The sequence below is a fragment of the Ruminococcoides intestinihominis genome (genome assembly GCF_040096285.1).
Taxonomy (GTDB): Bacteria; Bacillota; Clostridia; order Oscillospirales; family Acutalibacteraceae; genus Ruminococcoides; species Ruminococcoides intestinihominis.
Genome location: NZ_JBBMEY010000002.1, coordinates 74,693 through 88,401, shown reverse-complemented (window position 1 = coordinate 88,401; position 13,709 = coordinate 74,693). Strand labels below are relative to the sequence as shown.

14 protein-coding genes, 4 pseudogenes and 1 other annotated feature are annotated in these 13,709 nt (G+C 34.2%); of the genes and pseudogenes, 15 read left to right on the top strand and 3 right to left on the bottom strand.

What is annotated here, in order from left to right; genetic code table 11:
* Nucleotides 1-13 precede the first annotated feature (13 nt).
* Both ilvA and WMO18_RS01335 read right to left on the bottom strand, forming a co-directional pair.
* Nucleotides 14-1,207 carry a threonine ammonia-lyase gene (ilvA, locus tag WMO18_RS01340; protein ID WP_211147212.1) on the bottom strand — a complete coding sequence of 398 codons (1,194 nt, stop codon included), beginning with the start codon at nucleotides 1,205-1,207 and terminating at the stop codon, nucleotides 14-16.
* Nucleotides 1,208-1,251: 44 nt separating this feature from the next.
* Nucleotides 1,252-1,485, bottom strand: a binding site (T-box leader).
* 74 nt (nucleotides 1,486-1,559) lie between these two features.
* Nucleotides 1,560-2,660, bottom strand: a complete 1,101-nt coding sequence (locus tag WMO18_RS01335) for an alpha/beta hydrolase (protein ID WP_211147211.1) — start codon at nucleotides 2,658-2,660, stop codon at nucleotides 1,560-1,562.
* Between the two features lie 276 nt (nucleotides 2,661-2,936).
* Here WMO18_RS01335 and WMO18_RS01330 point away from each other — a divergent pair, with 276 nt between their 5' ends.
* From WMO18_RS01330 to WMO18_RS01320, 3 genes are all read left to right on the top strand, one after another.
* Entirely contained in the window at nucleotides 2,937-4,331 is a 1,395-nt protein-coding gene (locus WMO18_RS01330) for an NCS2 family permease (RefSeq protein WP_211147210.1), read from the top strand.
* 240 nt (nucleotides 4,332-4,571) lie between these two features.
* Complete coding sequence (locus WMO18_RS01325) at nucleotides 4,572-5,297, top strand: radical SAM protein (RefSeq protein WP_211147209.1); 726 nt, start codon at nucleotides 4,572-4,574, stop codon at nucleotides 5,295-5,297.
* Nucleotides 5,290-6,009: a queuosine precursor transporter gene (locus WMO18_RS01320; RefSeq protein WP_211147208.1), complete on the top strand. Its 720-nt coding sequence runs from the start codon at nucleotides 5,290-5,292 to the stop codon at nucleotides 6,007-6,009. Before WMO18_RS01325 ends, WMO18_RS01320 begins: the two co-directional genes overlap by 8 nt.
* A 59-nt stretch (nucleotides 6,010-6,068) precedes the next feature.
* Here WMO18_RS01320 and WMO18_RS01315 read toward each other — a convergent pair whose 3' ends face one another.
* Nucleotides 6,069-6,554 (bottom strand): hypothetical protein, encoded by a 486-nt coding sequence (locus WMO18_RS01315; RefSeq protein ID WP_211147207.1) that lies wholly within the window; start codon nucleotides 6,552-6,554, stop codon nucleotides 6,069-6,071.
* Nucleotides 6,555-6,739: 185 nt separating this feature from the next.
* Here WMO18_RS01315 and WMO18_RS01310 point away from each other — a divergent pair, with 185 nt between their 5' ends.
* From WMO18_RS01310 to atpH, 12 genes and pseudogenes are all read left to right on the top strand, one after another.
* Nucleotides 6,740-8,062, top strand: coding sequence for an alpha-amylase family glycosyl hydrolase (locus WMO18_RS01310; RefSeq protein WP_367286240.1), 1,323 nt, complete (start codon nucleotides 6,740-6,742; stop codon nucleotides 8,060-8,062).
* Between the two features lie 36 nt (nucleotides 8,063-8,098).
* Complete coding sequence (locus WMO18_RS01305) at nucleotides 8,099-8,296, top strand: hypothetical protein (RefSeq protein WP_022505970.1); 198 nt, start codon at nucleotides 8,099-8,101, stop codon at nucleotides 8,294-8,296.
* Between the two features lie 12 nt (nucleotides 8,297-8,308).
* On the top strand, nucleotides 8,309-9,130 hold the full coding sequence (locus tag WMO18_RS01300; RefSeq protein ID WP_211147205.1) for a mechanosensitive ion channel family protein: 822 nt from the start codon (nucleotides 8,309-8,311) through the stop codon (nucleotides 9,128-9,130).
* Between the two features lie 76 nt (nucleotides 9,131-9,206).
* Complete coding sequence (locus WMO18_RS01295; RefSeq protein WP_211147204.1) at nucleotides 9,207-10,337, top strand: aldo/keto reductase; 1,131 nt, start codon at nucleotides 9,207-9,209, stop codon at nucleotides 10,335-10,337.
* Nucleotides 10,338-10,819: 482 nt separating this feature from the next.
* A complete protein-coding gene (locus tag WMO18_RS01290; RefSeq protein WP_211147203.1) occupies nucleotides 10,820-11,512 on the top strand; it encodes a F0F1 ATP synthase subunit A in 693 nt (230 codons plus the stop codon).
* Between the two features lie 31 nt (nucleotides 11,513-11,543).
* Nucleotides 11,544-11,762: pseudogene (gene atpE / locus WMO18_RS01285) on the top strand (ATP synthase F0 subunit C); the annotation flags it as partial.
* Between the two features lie 24 nt (nucleotides 11,763-11,786).
* A pseudogene (gene atpE, locus WMO18_RS01280) lies at nucleotides 11,787-11,993 on the top strand (ATP synthase F0 subunit C); the annotation flags it as partial.
* Nucleotides 11,982-12,230, top strand: a pseudogene (gene atpE / locus WMO18_RS01275) (ATP synthase F0 subunit C); the annotation flags it as partial. The pseudogenes atpE (WMO18_RS01280) and atpE (WMO18_RS01275), both read left to right, overlap by 12 nt.
* Nucleotides 12,231-12,275: 45 nt before the next feature.
* Nucleotides 12,276-12,476 (top strand): annotated as a pseudogene (gene atpE / locus WMO18_RS01270) (ATP synthase F0 subunit C); the annotation flags it as partial.
* 27 nt (nucleotides 12,477-12,503) lie between these two features.
* Nucleotides 12,504-12,707, top strand: a complete 204-nt coding sequence (atpE, locus tag WMO18_RS01265; RefSeq protein ID WP_022506153.1) for an ATP synthase F0 subunit C — start codon at nucleotides 12,504-12,506, stop codon at nucleotides 12,705-12,707.
* Between the two features lie 17 nt (nucleotides 12,708-12,724).
* On the top strand, nucleotides 12,725-13,204 hold the full coding sequence (gene atpF / locus WMO18_RS01260) for a F0F1 ATP synthase subunit B (RefSeq protein WP_022506154.1): 480 nt from the start codon (nucleotides 12,725-12,727) through the stop codon (nucleotides 13,202-13,204).
* A complete protein-coding gene (gene atpH, locus WMO18_RS01255; RefSeq protein WP_211147202.1) occupies nucleotides 13,204-13,707 on the top strand; it encodes an ATP synthase F1 subunit delta in 504 nt (167 codons plus the stop codon). Before atpF ends, atpH begins: the two co-directional genes overlap by 1 nt.
* Nucleotides 13,708-13,709: the final 2 nt, after the last annotated feature.

Here is a 13,709-nt window from a genome sequence, read left to right as displayed (position 1 = left end):
CTTTATATGTAAATTATACTAGCTTAAAGCCATTATCTTTTAATGCTTTTTCAATCATAGCAATATGGTCAAAGTTCTTTGTTTCAAGAACAAGTCTTAGGTAACAACCGTTAATGTCGGCAATTTCGCTTGCTCTTTCGTGATGAACAGAAATAACATTACCACCACAATCAGCAATAATCTTACTAACCATTTCCAGCTGACCCGGTTTATCCATAAGTTCAATACATAGGGAAGCACTTCTGCCTGTGTTCATAAGACCTCTCTTGATAACTCTTGATAGGATAGTAACATCAATATTACCACCTGAAACAACACAAACAACTTTCTTACCCTTAACAGGTAGCTTGTTGAACATTACAGCAGCAACAGAAACTGCACCTGCACCTTCAGCAATCATTTTTTGTTGTTCGATAAGTGCAAGAATAGCAGAAGAAATTTCATCCTCAGTTACTGTAACAATTTCATCAACATATTCTGAAACTAACTTAAATGTATTTTCACCCGGTTCCATAACCTTGATACCGTCAGCAATTGTATTAACAGAATCAAGCTTAATGATTTTACCTTCTTTAATTGAGTTGTACATTGATGGTGCACCGGCAGCCTGAACACCATAAACCTTAATCTTTGGATTTAACTTCTTAGCAGCAAATGCAACACCACTAATTAGTCCACCACCACCGATTGGTACAACAATAGCGTCAACATCGGACATTTCTTCCATAATTTCAAGACCAATAGTACCTTGACCGGCAATAACATTAATATCGTCAAATGGATGCACAAATGTATAACCACATTTATCTCTTAGTTCAATAGCCTTTGCATAAGCGTCATCATATACACCTTTAACCATACAAACTTCTGCACCGTAGTTCTTAGTAGCCTCTACCTTAGAAATAGGAGCACCATCAGGTAAGCAGATTAAAGACTTAATGCCATACTTAGTAGCTGCAAGTGCAACACCCTGTGCATGGTTACCGGCAGAACAAGCAATAACACCATGTGCCTTTTCTTCATCACTTAGCTGAGAAATCATATAACCTGAACCTCTTAGCTTAAATGAACCTGTAAGCTGTAAACATTCAGGCTTTAGATAAACTTCACATTCAGGGTTGATTTTTGGAGCTTCAACAAGCTTTGTTTCTCTAACAACATTCTTCAATACATGAGAAGCGTGATAGATTTTGTCTAATGTCAACATTTTAATAACCTCTATTCAATAAAAATAAAAAAGCCTTCGTCCCATAAAGAGACGAAGACCATAATCTCCGTGGTACCACTCTTTTTATTGCAAAAAAGCAATCACTTAATTCATACACCAATATGTACTATTCTTTAACGCAGAACACACGAACGCTCTTACTAAATTTCAGATGTCAGCTCAAGGGTGATTTACTATGAAACTTTTCGTTACCTTTCACCAACCGATAACTCTCTGAAGAAAAGTACTTCATGTACTGTCCCTATCCTTGCTTTTCAATCATATTTTATTCTTATCAAAAACTTTTGTCAATAGTTTTTTGTAATTTTTAGGATTTTTGTTTTCCACTTTATTACTTATTAAATGTGTAATATAAAAATTCAGGGAAGATACTTCTCCAAAAATGCTCATTGTGACAAGCCTTTTTGTATTCCTTAAATATGATTTTATCTTTAGGATAATTTATGTTTTCAAGATACTTAATCATTTTTTTAGTATCGGTTAGTAGCATTGATTCAAGTTCATCACCATCACCGTTGTACATATAAAATAGGGGATAGTTACCTTTAAAATCAAGATTTTTTAAGTATTTGTTCCATGTGTTTTCATTAAATAATAGAAATGCCGGGGACAATGCACCGATAGAACGGAACTTATCACCGTGTTCCATACCAATATAAAAAGCTTCAAGTCCACCGGAAGAACTACCACATATAGCAGTATGTTCTTTGTCGGTATAAATGTTGTAGTTTTTGTTGATGTACTTCATAACAGTATTTACAACAAAATCTGAGAATTCCTTGCCTGTACCATTTTCAAAATCACCTAAAGACTTTTGGTCTTCTCTGATTTCACCAATGTTAGGGGTAAGTTCATTATCTCTGTTTCCGTCACCATTATCTATACCAACTACAATACAGTTGTTGTCACTGTTCTTCATCATAGAATTTACACTTTCAGCAACATTCCAACAACCTTTGTCAGTTGACAATTTGTCAAAAAGATTTTGACCGTCACACATATAAATGACAGAATACTTTTTATTCTTATCATTTTTGTCATATTCTTTAGGTGTGTAAATGAAAATATTTTTCTCTTTATCCTTATTGTATTTTAAGGATACTGTTTCATATTTTGCATCTTCTTCTTTTTCGTCATATACAAATGGAATACCGATATTACCTTCTGAGCTACCGGCCTCTAGGTGATAACCACTAATGTACTTATTAAATACAAGAACCATTGATTTATCGGTATCATCACCGATAAACATAACTCTGTCATATTTTTTGTAGTCACCTGTACAACTATATGTATTGTAGTCATCACTTGACTTTATTCTCTTTAGATTTACTTCTTCAGTTTCTTTACTTGTTGAGCCGGAAAAGATTGCTTTGATTTTGTCAGAATATGACTCTCTAATATAAATGATATGTGGATTTTTGATAGTCATTTTTTTCTCCTTACTGACGAAATTATTTTGTTTCGTACAACCAAATAACCCCATAATAATTGGTAAAATAAGTAGTATTGCTAATATTTCCTTCATTTTTATCAAGTCCCTTTGTTCTATTGTAACAAAAAGCAATAAACTTCGTCAATAACTATTTATTTTGTATATTTTTCTACTTGCTTTTTACTTCTTTAATGTATTAAAATATATATTGTGTTTTCTATAAACAATATTTTTATGAAAGGGGTAGTATGATTTAATTCATACGAGTAGAACATGGAAAAATTATTCAAACTCAAAGAAAATGGCACTACAGTAAGAACTGAAATTATTGCCGGTGTCACAACTTTCCTTGCTATGGCTTATATCTTGGCAGTTAACCCAAGTATTTTGTCAGCAGCAGGAATGGACCAGAGTGCTGTTTTTGCAGCTACAGCTGTTTCTGCTGCTTTCGCTACATTAATTATGGCATTCTTCGCTAATTATCCTGTAGCTCTTGCTTCCGGTATGGGACTTAATGCTTATTTTGCATACACAGTAGTTCCTCAGTTAGCAGAACAGGGTATCACAAACCCTTGGCAGGTTGCACTAACTGCAATCCTAGTAGAAGGTATTATCTTTATTATCCTTTCAATCTTTAAGTTTAGAGAAACTTTGGTAAACAAAGTTCCTGCAAACCTAAAGAATGGTATCTCAGCAGGTATCGGTCTTTTCGTTACTATTGTTGGTCTAAAGGGTGCAGGCGTTGTTACAACTGATGCTTACTATGATGGTAAGGCAGTTCAGTCATCAACACTTGTAAAGCTAGGTGACCTAGGTTCAGCTCCTGTAGTGCTTGCTTTAGTTGGTCTATTAATTGTTGCTGCTTTATGGCATTTCAAAGTTAAGGGTTCAATCCTTATCGGTATTCTAGCTACTTGGGTACTTGGTATTATTGCTCAGTTAACAGGTTGGTACGATGGTACTTCACTAATTCCTGATTTCTCTAACTACCATGTATTTGGTCCTGTAGCAGATATGGGTTCAAAACTTGCATTCCACTTTGACTTTGGTTATGTAGCATCAAATGTTGTTAACTTTGCAGTTATCGTATTTGCATTCCTATTTGTTGACCTATTTGATACAGTTGGTACTCTAATCGGTGTTGCTCAGGAAGGTAAGCTACTTAACGAAAAAGGTGAACTACCTAGAGTTGGTAGAGCCTTAATGGCTGATGCTATTGGTACTTGTGCAGGTGCTTGTCTTGGTACATCAACAGTTACATCTTATGTAGAATCTACAACAGGTGTTGCTGAAGGTGGTAGAACAGGTCTTACTGCTTTTACTTCTGCAATCCTATTTTTACTTGCACTTCCACTATATCCAATCTTCCTAGCTATTCCATCATTTGCAACTGCTCCTGCTCTTGTATTTGTTGGTCTATTAATGCTAAAGAACATTACAAAGATGGATTTCAACACAGATATTGCTGATACAGTTGGTGGTTTCTTAGCTATCATTATGATGCCATTTGCATATTCAATTGCAACAGGTATTATGTTCGGTATCCTATCATGGGTTATCCTAAAGGTTGTTACAGGTAAGATTAAAGACATTCACCCTGTTATGTGGGTTGCATTTGGTCTATTTGTACTTCGTATAGTTACAATTATCTTGGGAATTTCTTCCTGATAAATTATAATTATTCTATGGGTTGAAGTTAATGCTTCAACTCATTTTTCTTTTGTAAAATACTTGAAAAACCTTGTATCTTGTTGTATAATACTTTTTGGCTTTTTGCCCGTCAGTTCGTGACCATCCTGACGATAAACAAAACTACGGACTTTAGCAATAATAATTTTATTGACTTTGGGCGTAGTATAACTATGCCCATTTTTTATTTTTGCTGTTCCGTTATTTTAAGGAGGAAATATGGAAAGGTACAGTGTCTTAAAGGACAAAAATCCTCGTGAAATTGTTTTATTACGAGGTAGTGGTTGCAAGTGGAAACGATGTACATTTTGCGACTATCATCTTGACTATTGTCTTGATGAGGAGGATAACTATAATCTAAATGCACAGGTGCTATCTAAGGTTACAGGTATTTATAATAAGCTGGAAGTTATTAATTCCGGTAGTTTTTGTGACTTAGATAACAAGACTATGGATTTGATTATCAAAACTTGTGAAGAAAAGAATATTTCTACAGTACATTTTGAATGTCACTATATTCATCACAAAGAAGTTCCTGCATTAAAGGAAAAGTTCAAGGAACACAACATTAATGTAAGAATAAAGACAGGTGTTGAAACCTTTGATGTTGACTATAGAGAAAATGTAATGAAAAAAGGTTTTGGTAAGTCAACTCCTGAAAAAATAAGAACATATGCAGATGAAGTTTGTTTACTCTTTGGATTAACCGGACAAACAGAAAGCTCTATGAAAAATGATATTGAAACAGGTTTAAAGTACTTTGACAGAGTTTGTGTAAACATTATGAATGATAACACAACTAACGTGAAACCTGACAATTCCGTTATCAAAGTTTTTGCAGAAAAAATTGCACCAAATTATATTGATAACGATAGGGTAGATATTTTAATGAAAAATACTGACTTTGGTGTTGGTGGAGAAAGTGAGGAACAAACAAATGATTAATAATTTATTACTTATAGGTTCACTACTGTTTATTTTTGGTGGTGCATTATTTGCATATAATTTCTTTGGAAAAGCCGGTCTTTATGCAGTTACTGTTATTGCAACAATTACTGCTAATATTGAGGCACTTATTATGATTAGAGCCTTTGGTATGGAACAAACCTTAGGTAATGTTTTCTTTGCAGTAACATTCCTTGTAACTGATATTCTCAGTGAAACCGAAGGCAAGAAAGAAGCCAACAAGGCAGTATGGATTGGTGTGTTTACATCAGTATTCTTTATTTGTATGACACAAAGCTGGATGCTGTATACTCCATCAGAGTCTGACTGGGTAATGCCATCAATTACAGCAGTATTCTCAAATACACCAAGAATGATGATTTCTTCATTGGTTGTATACGCAATTTCTCAGCTGATCGATGTTCAGCTTTATCATTTGTGGTGGAGATTTACCGAAAAGCATTTTGGTGATAAGAGAAGATTTTTATGGGTTCGTAACAACGGTTCAACTCTAATTTCTCAAATTCTAAATACTGCATTATTCACAATCTTTGCTTTCTGGGGTACATATGAAATCGGCACATTATTTAGCATTATGATTTCCAGCTATGTTATTTATATTGTTACCAGTCTATGTGATACACCATTTGTATACCTTGCAAGATTAATTAAAGACAGAAAAGATAGAAAATTAACTTCTATTGCACATTAATTTCAGATAAAAAAGTAGCCCTTATAGGTTTTATTCCTATAAGGGCATTGTTTTTTTAATTAACTTTCGTTAAGGTTGTTGTGAATGTAGTAAAGTGTATGACTTTCTGTATCATAATAATATACAGAATATTCGTGATAAATCTTAACTGCTTTTCTTTGACCAACTGAGCTTACATTAACATTTTCATCTGCAATACAGTAGTAGTCACCTTCGGTAATCATATCAGTTTTAAAGTCGTAATGGTCACTAAAGGAACTTGTAGTACCCCAAGTGTCAAAGTCCTGAAAATAACCGGTAATATCTTCCTTGTTTTTAGAAGTAACCTTTGTATAATTTTCATCTTTGCTAAACTTACTGTCATAACTTTTGTCGTAAGTGTATTTACTAAAATTCTGTTGAGTAGAACTTTCATCACCATCAGAATAAGTTTCACTGTCGCTATATCCTTTAAGTACTTGCTTAGGGGCTTCGCTATTTCCACAACCTGCAAGAATTGCACCACACATTAAGCCTGCCAGTAAAATTGTTACTATTTTTTTCAAATGTATTCCTCCTTTGTAATTTGCTAATACCACATTTCCAATTGTAGCACATAAGTATTGTTAACTCAATATGAAATAAAAATTTTCGGTTTTACACAAATAATCAACATAAATTATATTAATGTTGAATAAATATATACCTATTCTACAAACTTTTGTTGCAATTAAGGTGTTTATTCGTTAAAATGGATAATAGAATGTTTCTGAGAGGTACAGTTATGGAAACAAAATGGATTAATGAATCAATGTTTTATCACATTTATCCTTTAGGTTTTTTCGGATGTGATATGGAAAATAAAGGTGGAGATAATGAATCCCACAAAATCTTAAAGCTAATTGACTACATTCCTCATATGAAGTATATAGGAATTAACGCTCTTTATATTGGACCGATTTTCCAAAGTGCAACTCACGGTTATGATACAACTGATTATAGAAGAATTGACACCAGACTTGGTACAAATGAAGATTTTAAAAAGGTTGCACAGGAACTAAAGAAAAATGACATTAAGATTGTTCTTGACGGTGTGTTTAACCATGTAGGCAGAAAGTTCTTTGCCTTTGAAGAAGTAAGAAAGCATAGGGAAGGCTCTCAGTATTGCTCTTGGTTTAGTGGTCTAAGATTTGATTTTAACAATAGTTATAATGACGGTTTTCATTATGACAGTTGGGAAGGTCATGAACTGCTTGTTAAACTTAATATGCAGAATCCTGATGTAAGAAACCACCTACTTGACGCAGTAGAAATGTGGATTGATGAATGGGATATTGATGGTATCAGACTTGATGCAGCAGATTGTATTGATTTACAATTCTTCCGTGAATTAAAGCAGAGAACAACTGCTAAGAAAAGTGATTTCTGGCTAATGGGTGAAATCATTAACGGTGAATATACAAGATGGTTGCAACCTGATTTACTTGACTCAGTTACTAACTATTCACTATTTAACGGTATTTACAATAGCTTAAATTCAAAGAACCTTTGTGATATTGGTTACAATGTAAACAGAGAATTTAACAATGAATGGGGACTGTACAAAGGCAAGTTGCTTTATAACTTTGTTGATAATCATGATGTTAACAGAGTTGCATCATTAATCAATGACCCTAAAGATTTGTTTAATGTTTATTCAATTCTTTATACTTTACCCGGTGTACCATCAATTTATTATGGTAGTGAATGGGGAATAAAAGGTCACAAAAATGATGGTGGAGATATTGAACTAAGACCTACTATTGATGTGGATAATATTCCTATTGAAAATCAAGAACTTGTTGACCATATTAAGAAATTAGCAGAAATTCGTAAGAATAGTGTTCCTCTAAAGTACGGTGATTATGTTCAGATTAGCAATGAATGTTTGTACTGGGCATTTGCTCGTAACTTTAATGGTGAAACAACAGTAGTTTGTGTTAATACTGATGATAACCCTCACCATTTCTCATTTAACTACAATGGCAGACAGTATGACATTGATGTAAATGGCAGAGATACTGAAATTGTATAATTCTTTTTTATATTATATTAGAAAGCTGGAATTAAAATGTATAAGTCAATTAAAATTGCTGATACAACAAGAGAAGAAAGAATTGAAATTATCAAAACTTCTTTAGCTTATAATGAAGACAGTTGTGAAGGTTCTGTAGGTTTTGATGCAATGACTATGTACCAGCCATATATTGACGGTGAAAAAGAAATTGCACAAATCAATATGGAATTTCGTAGTGGGCTTGTAAAGTAAGGAGATTTTGCAATGGAAAAGTTTTTTACTCATACTTGGAAAGTGATTTCAAGATTTTTTGAAAACTTTAATTGGGAAGGATTATTAATAATGATAATCATTTTAGTAGGTGGTTATTTTGCAACAAAAGCCTTTTCAAAAGTAGTTAGAAAAGGTCTAGATAAGGCCAATATAGACTTTTCACTTTCAAAGTTCCTTGTAAATGCAATAAAAATTGCTTGTTATGTTGTGATTATAATGAGTGCTTTATCATATATAGGTATCTCAACAACGGGTTTGGTAGCATTTTTCTCAGCCAGTGCTGCTGCAATAGCTTTAGCTCTAAAGGATAGTTTATCCAACATTGCTTGTGGTATTATTCTTCTTTTTACAAAGCCGTTCGTAACCGATGATGTAATTGAAATTAACGGTGAAAGATGTACTGTACTTCAAATTGATTTAATGCACACAAAGGTACTTACTGCTGACCATAGATATATTATGATTCCTAACAGCGTAATCTCGTCAAAAGAAGTTGTAAACTTTACAGCAGAAGATAAGAGAAGACTGGATTTCCATGTACCTGTTGATTATAATGCCGATATTGAAGAAGTGAAGAAAATCTTAATGGATGTTGCTTTATCTAACGATAAGGTTATCACAGAGGATGAAATGCCTTTTGTAAGACTAAATGCATTAGGTGACAGTTCACTTGATATGGTGGTAAAAGTTTGGGTTAAGACTGAAGACTATTGGGATGTATATCACGATATGATTGAAAGTATGAAAAAGGCATTAGACCGAAATAATATAGCAATTCCGTACAATCAATTAGATGTACATATAACTAAATAATGTCAAAAATGTACCTTGTATTCCACTAAATATTGTGGTATCATGTTGTGGTATGTTTAAATGTGGAGGTGTTGAGGTGCAGTATAGAAATTTTGGAAACACCGGTATAAAGGTTTCTGCATTGGGTTTTGGTACAATGCGACTTCCTATGTTTCCTAATTCCAACACTATCGACCAAGAAAAGTCTATTGAATTAATAAGGTATGCCATTGATAATGGTGTTAACTATATAGATACTGCTTATTCCTATCAGGACGGACAAGCTGAAATTGTTACCGGTAAAGCATTAAAGAACGGTTACAGAAGTAAGGTTTATTTAGCTTCAAAAGCACCTGTATGGGAATACAATAACGAGTATGATTTTGACAGAATTTTAGCTGAACAAATGAGAAGAATGAATGTAAATCAAATTGATTTTTATATGCTTCATTCTCTTGATGCTAATTTCTGGGACAACAAAGTCCTAAAGTATAATGTACTTGAACATCTTTATAAAGCAAAGCGTGACGGTAGAATTCGTTACATTGGTTTTTCATTTAATGATGACTTTGATATGTTTAAGTGGATTTGTGACTATTGGGAACATTGGGATTTTTGCCAAATTCACCTTAACTATATTGATGAAGAATATCAAGCAGGTCTAAGAGGCCTTGAATATGCCAAGGAAAAGGGAATGGCAGTTAATATTATGGAACCACTTAGAAGTGGTTATCTTGCCAATGTACCTAAGTCTACACAAATTGTATTTGATGAAATTTGTGCTAAACCTGTAGAAATTGCAATGCAGTATCTTTGGGATAAAGAAGGTGTCAGTTGTGTACTTTCTGATATGGGTAGTTTTGAACATATTAATCAGAACCTTGAATATGCAAAGGTTTCTTCAATCGGTATGCTTAGTGGTAAGCGTATTATGGCTATTAAGAAAGCTCAGCAAACCTATATTAATTCAAGAATGATTCATTGTAACGGTTGCTATAAGTGTAACCGTTGTCCTCAACATGTTATGATACCTAGAAATCTTGAAGCAATTAACAAGATTGGTATTCACAGTAGTGTAAAGGTTGCAAAAGAATTTTATGATGGCAGTGTTGCCTTGGTAGGTGGCAGTGCAACTGATTGTACAAATTGCAAATGGTGTGAGTCAATTTGCCCACAACATATTAATATCAGCCATTGGATGCGCAAACTTCCTGAATTAATTAAATAATTGAATACATAATATAACTAAACCGGTGCTTTTTTAGCACTGGTTTTCTTTATTATTCTATAAAGTAAATATAAAATATATATGTTAAGAAAAAATTTACTAAACAGAAACTAAAATAAAGTAAAATAATCCTCATAAAAGCTGACTTTGTTGAATATTACCCACAAATAGATGGGAATTATTTACAAGTTAAAATTCTAGTGATGAAAGTGATACTTTGTTATATTGCAAAAATATATATGAATTATGTTTATAATAATATATTTTAATATAAATTTTGCAATACAAACAACAATCACTTGCAAAAACACAAAATGTACTAATGTTTATTGAATTTTTTGTAGTTTTTTACAAAATGTCTGTTAAAATATTGACATTTTAAATCAAAAGTCGGATAATATGGGTGTTATAAGATTATTGGCACACTATATTTTGTAGTGAACCGTAACCAAACAATTTTATATGGAAGAGGAGGCGACATTATGGGCAATATTGCAGAATCAATCCAACAGGAAATGACCTGTGAACCTGTGTTTACAATCCCAATCTTTGGTGGTATCAAAGTTTACGAGTCGGTTGTTGTCACTTGGATTATAATGGCAGTATTCCTTGCATTATGTCTTATTCTTGTAAGAAATCTGAGGGTGAAAAATCCTAGCAGAAAACAAGTTTTCTTAGAGTTTTGTGTAAACTGGCTCTATAAATTTGTTGGTGGAATGGTTGGAGAGGAAGGTTCAAAATATGTACCTTACTTAATATCTGTTCTTATTTATATAGGGTTTAGTAACATTATAGGTATTTTTGGCTTTAAGTCACCGACAAAGGACTTGGCAGTTACCATTGCCTTGGCTCTCATGAGTATAATCCTAATTGAAGGTGCAGCTTTGATTAAGAAGCGTCCGAAAAAGTTTCTTAAGAGTTTTATTGAGCCAACGCCGATTATGTTGCCCTTTAACATTCTTGAAATTGGAATAAGACCACTTTCACTTTGTATGCGACTATTTGGTAATGTTCTGGGTGCTTTTGTTGTTATGACACTTATCGAATGTGTTGTTCCAGTTGTTGTGCCGGTAGCATTTAGTCTATACTTTGACTTTTTTGATGGCTTGATTCAAGCCTATGTATTTGTATTCTTGACATCTTTGTTTATCAAGGAAGGTATAGAAACAGAATAATTATTAATTAACATATTAAGGAGTGTTCACTATGTTGACATTACTTGCAATTGGTGCAGGTATAGCAGTATTTACCGGTCTTGGTGCCGGTATTGGTATCGGCTATGCTACATCCAAGGCTACTGAAGCAGTTGCTCGTCAGCCTGAGGCAGACGGTAACGTTAGCAAACTTCTACTTCTAGGTTCAGCTCTTGCAGAAGCAACAGCTATCTACGGTTTTGTTGTTGGTTTGCTTATTATTCTATTATTAAAAGATTCAAGTGCAACCCCTGGTATCGCAGTTGGTGCAGGTGTTGCAGTTCTAACAGGTGTGGGTGCCGGTGTTGGTATCGGTATTGCTACTGCAAAGGCTTGTGAGTCTGTTGCCAGAGCACCTGAAGAAGACGGTAAAATTTCTAAGCTATTGCTTCTAGGTTCAGCCCTTGCTGAAGCAACAGCTATTTATGGTTTCGTTGTAGGTCTACTGATTATCCTACTTCTACCTGATAACTCAAGTCAGTATGTTTCTCAACTTGCAATTGGTGCAGGTCTTGCAGTTCTAACAGGTGCAGGTGCCGGTGTTGGTATCGGTATTGCAACATCAAAGGCTTGTGAATCAGTTGGTCGTATGCCTGAAGCTGACGGTAAGATTTCAAAGCTATTACTTCTAGGTTCAGCCCTAGCTGAAGCAACTGCTATTTACGGTTTCGTTGTAGGTCTACTAATTATCCTACTACTTCCTGATAATGCAGAACTAGGTAAAGGTCTTGTATCTTATACAGGTATCGGTGCCGGTCTTGCAGTTCTTGGTGGTCTTGGTGCCGGTGTTGGTATCGGTATTGCAACATCAAAGGCTTGTGAAGCAGTTTCTCATCAGCCTGAAGCTGACGGTAAGATTTCAAAACTATTACTTCTTGGTTCAGCCCTTGCAGAAGCAACAGCTATTTACGGTTTCGTTGTAGGTCTACTAATTATCCTACTTCTACCTGGTAACAGTGACCCAACTATTGCAATGGGTGCAGGTATTGCCGTACTTACAGGTCTTGGTGCCGGTGCCGGTATCGGTGTTGCAACATCAAAGGCTTCTCAGTCAGTTGCTCGTCAACCTGAAGCAGATGGCAAAATCTCAAAGCTATTACTTCTTGGTTCAGCACTTGCAGAAGCAACAGCTATCTACGGATTTGTTGTTGGCCTTCTTGTTATTCTACTATTCTAAGGTAGGTGGGATAAATAATGCTAAATTTAGATCCATGGAATATTTTATTCACAGTTATTAACCTATTAGTGTTCTTCTGTATTATTAAGTTCTTCCTTCTAAAACCTATCAAAAAGGTTATGGACCAAAGAGAAAAAATGATTCAGGATGACCTAAACAATGCAGCCGACACAAAGAAAGCTGCTAATAAACTAAAGGCTGAGTACGAAGGTAATGTACAGGCTGCTCAGGATAAAGCAGCTGAAATTACTAAGGAAGCTAAAAAGACAGCCGAACTTCAGAAAAACAATATTATTGCTTCTGCCAATGATCAGGCAAAAGAAATTGTTGATAAAGCACAAAAGAATGCTCAGCTTGAATATGACAAGACAATGAGCAAACTTGAAAGTGAAATTGCAGGTCTTGCTCTTGTAGCAGCAACAAAGGTTGTTAAAGAACAGTCAAGCAATTCAGATACTTCTTCCTACGATGAGTTTTTAGGTGAGGAGGACAAGTAATGACTACAACAGTTAGTAACTATGCTAAGGTGTTGTACCAGTTAAATGTTAGTGCTGACTCTATTAGTATTGCTGAAGATACTTTTGCCGAAAGCAAGGAACTTATGAAAGTTCTTTGCTCTCCGGTAATTATGCCAACGAAAAAGTATGAAATTATTGATAAGATTTTCCCAAAAGATATTTGTAATTTTATCAAGGTAGTTTCAAAAAATGGCAGAATGACATCTATTAATGATATTTTCAAAGAGTATCATAATTGGTACAATAAAGAGAACAAGATTGTTGTTGCTCATCTTTATTATGTTGTGAAACCAACTGAGGAACAGCAAGAAAAGTTAAAAGCATTCGTTAAGAAAAAGCTAAATGCCAGTAAGGTTGAACTTGAACTTATTGAAAATCCTGACCTTATTGGTGGATTTGTAATTGAAGCTAACGGTCATGAATTTGACAGAAGTTTCAAGAATAAACTTAACGCATTAAATCGTAAATTAGTCTGGAGGTAAAC

Bases quoted from the DNA above. Each gene is read 5' to 3' on its own strand.
- atpF (WP_022506154.1), top strand. From the start codon at position 12,725: ATGCTAAATTTAGATCCATGGAATATTTTATTCACAGTTATTAACCTA.
- atpH (WP_211147202.1), top strand. From the start codon at position 13,204: ATGACTACAACAGTTAGTAACTATGCTAAGGTGTTGTACCAGTTAAAT.
- WMO18_RS01325 (WP_211147209.1), top strand. From the start codon at position 4,572: ATGGAAAGGTACAGTGTCTTAAAGGACAAAAATCCTCGTGAAATTGTT.
- WMO18_RS01300 (WP_211147205.1), top strand. From the start codon at position 8,309: ATGGAAAAGTTTTTTACTCATACTTGGAAAGTGATTTCAAGATTTTTT.
- WMO18_RS01320 (WP_211147208.1), top strand. From the start codon at position 5,290: ATGATTAATAATTTATTACTTATAGGTTCACTACTGTTTATTTTTGGT.
- WMO18_RS01335 (WP_211147211.1), bottom strand. From the start codon at position 2,660: ATGACTATCAAAAATCCACATATCATTTATATTAGAGAGTCATATTCT.
- WMO18_RS01305 (WP_022505970.1), top strand. From the start codon at position 8,099: ATGTATAAGTCAATTAAAATTGCTGATACAACAAGAGAAGAAAGAATT.
- atpE (WP_022506153.1), top strand. From the start codon at position 12,504: ATGGGTGCAGGTATTGCCGTACTTACAGGTCTTGGTGCCGGTGCCGGT.
- ilvA (WP_211147212.1), bottom strand. From the start codon at position 1,207: ATGTTGACATTAGACAAAATCTATCACGCTTCTCATGTATTGAAGAAT.
- WMO18_RS01310 (WP_367286240.1), top strand. From the start codon at position 6,740: ATGGATAATAGAATGTTTCTGAGAGGTACAGTTATGGAAACAAAATGG.
- WMO18_RS01330 (WP_211147210.1), top strand. From the start codon at position 2,937: ATGGAAAAATTATTCAAACTCAAAGAAAATGGCACTACAGTAAGAACT.
- WMO18_RS01290 (WP_211147203.1), top strand. From the start codon at position 10,820: ATGGGCAATATTGCAGAATCAATCCAACAGGAAATGACCTGTGAACCT.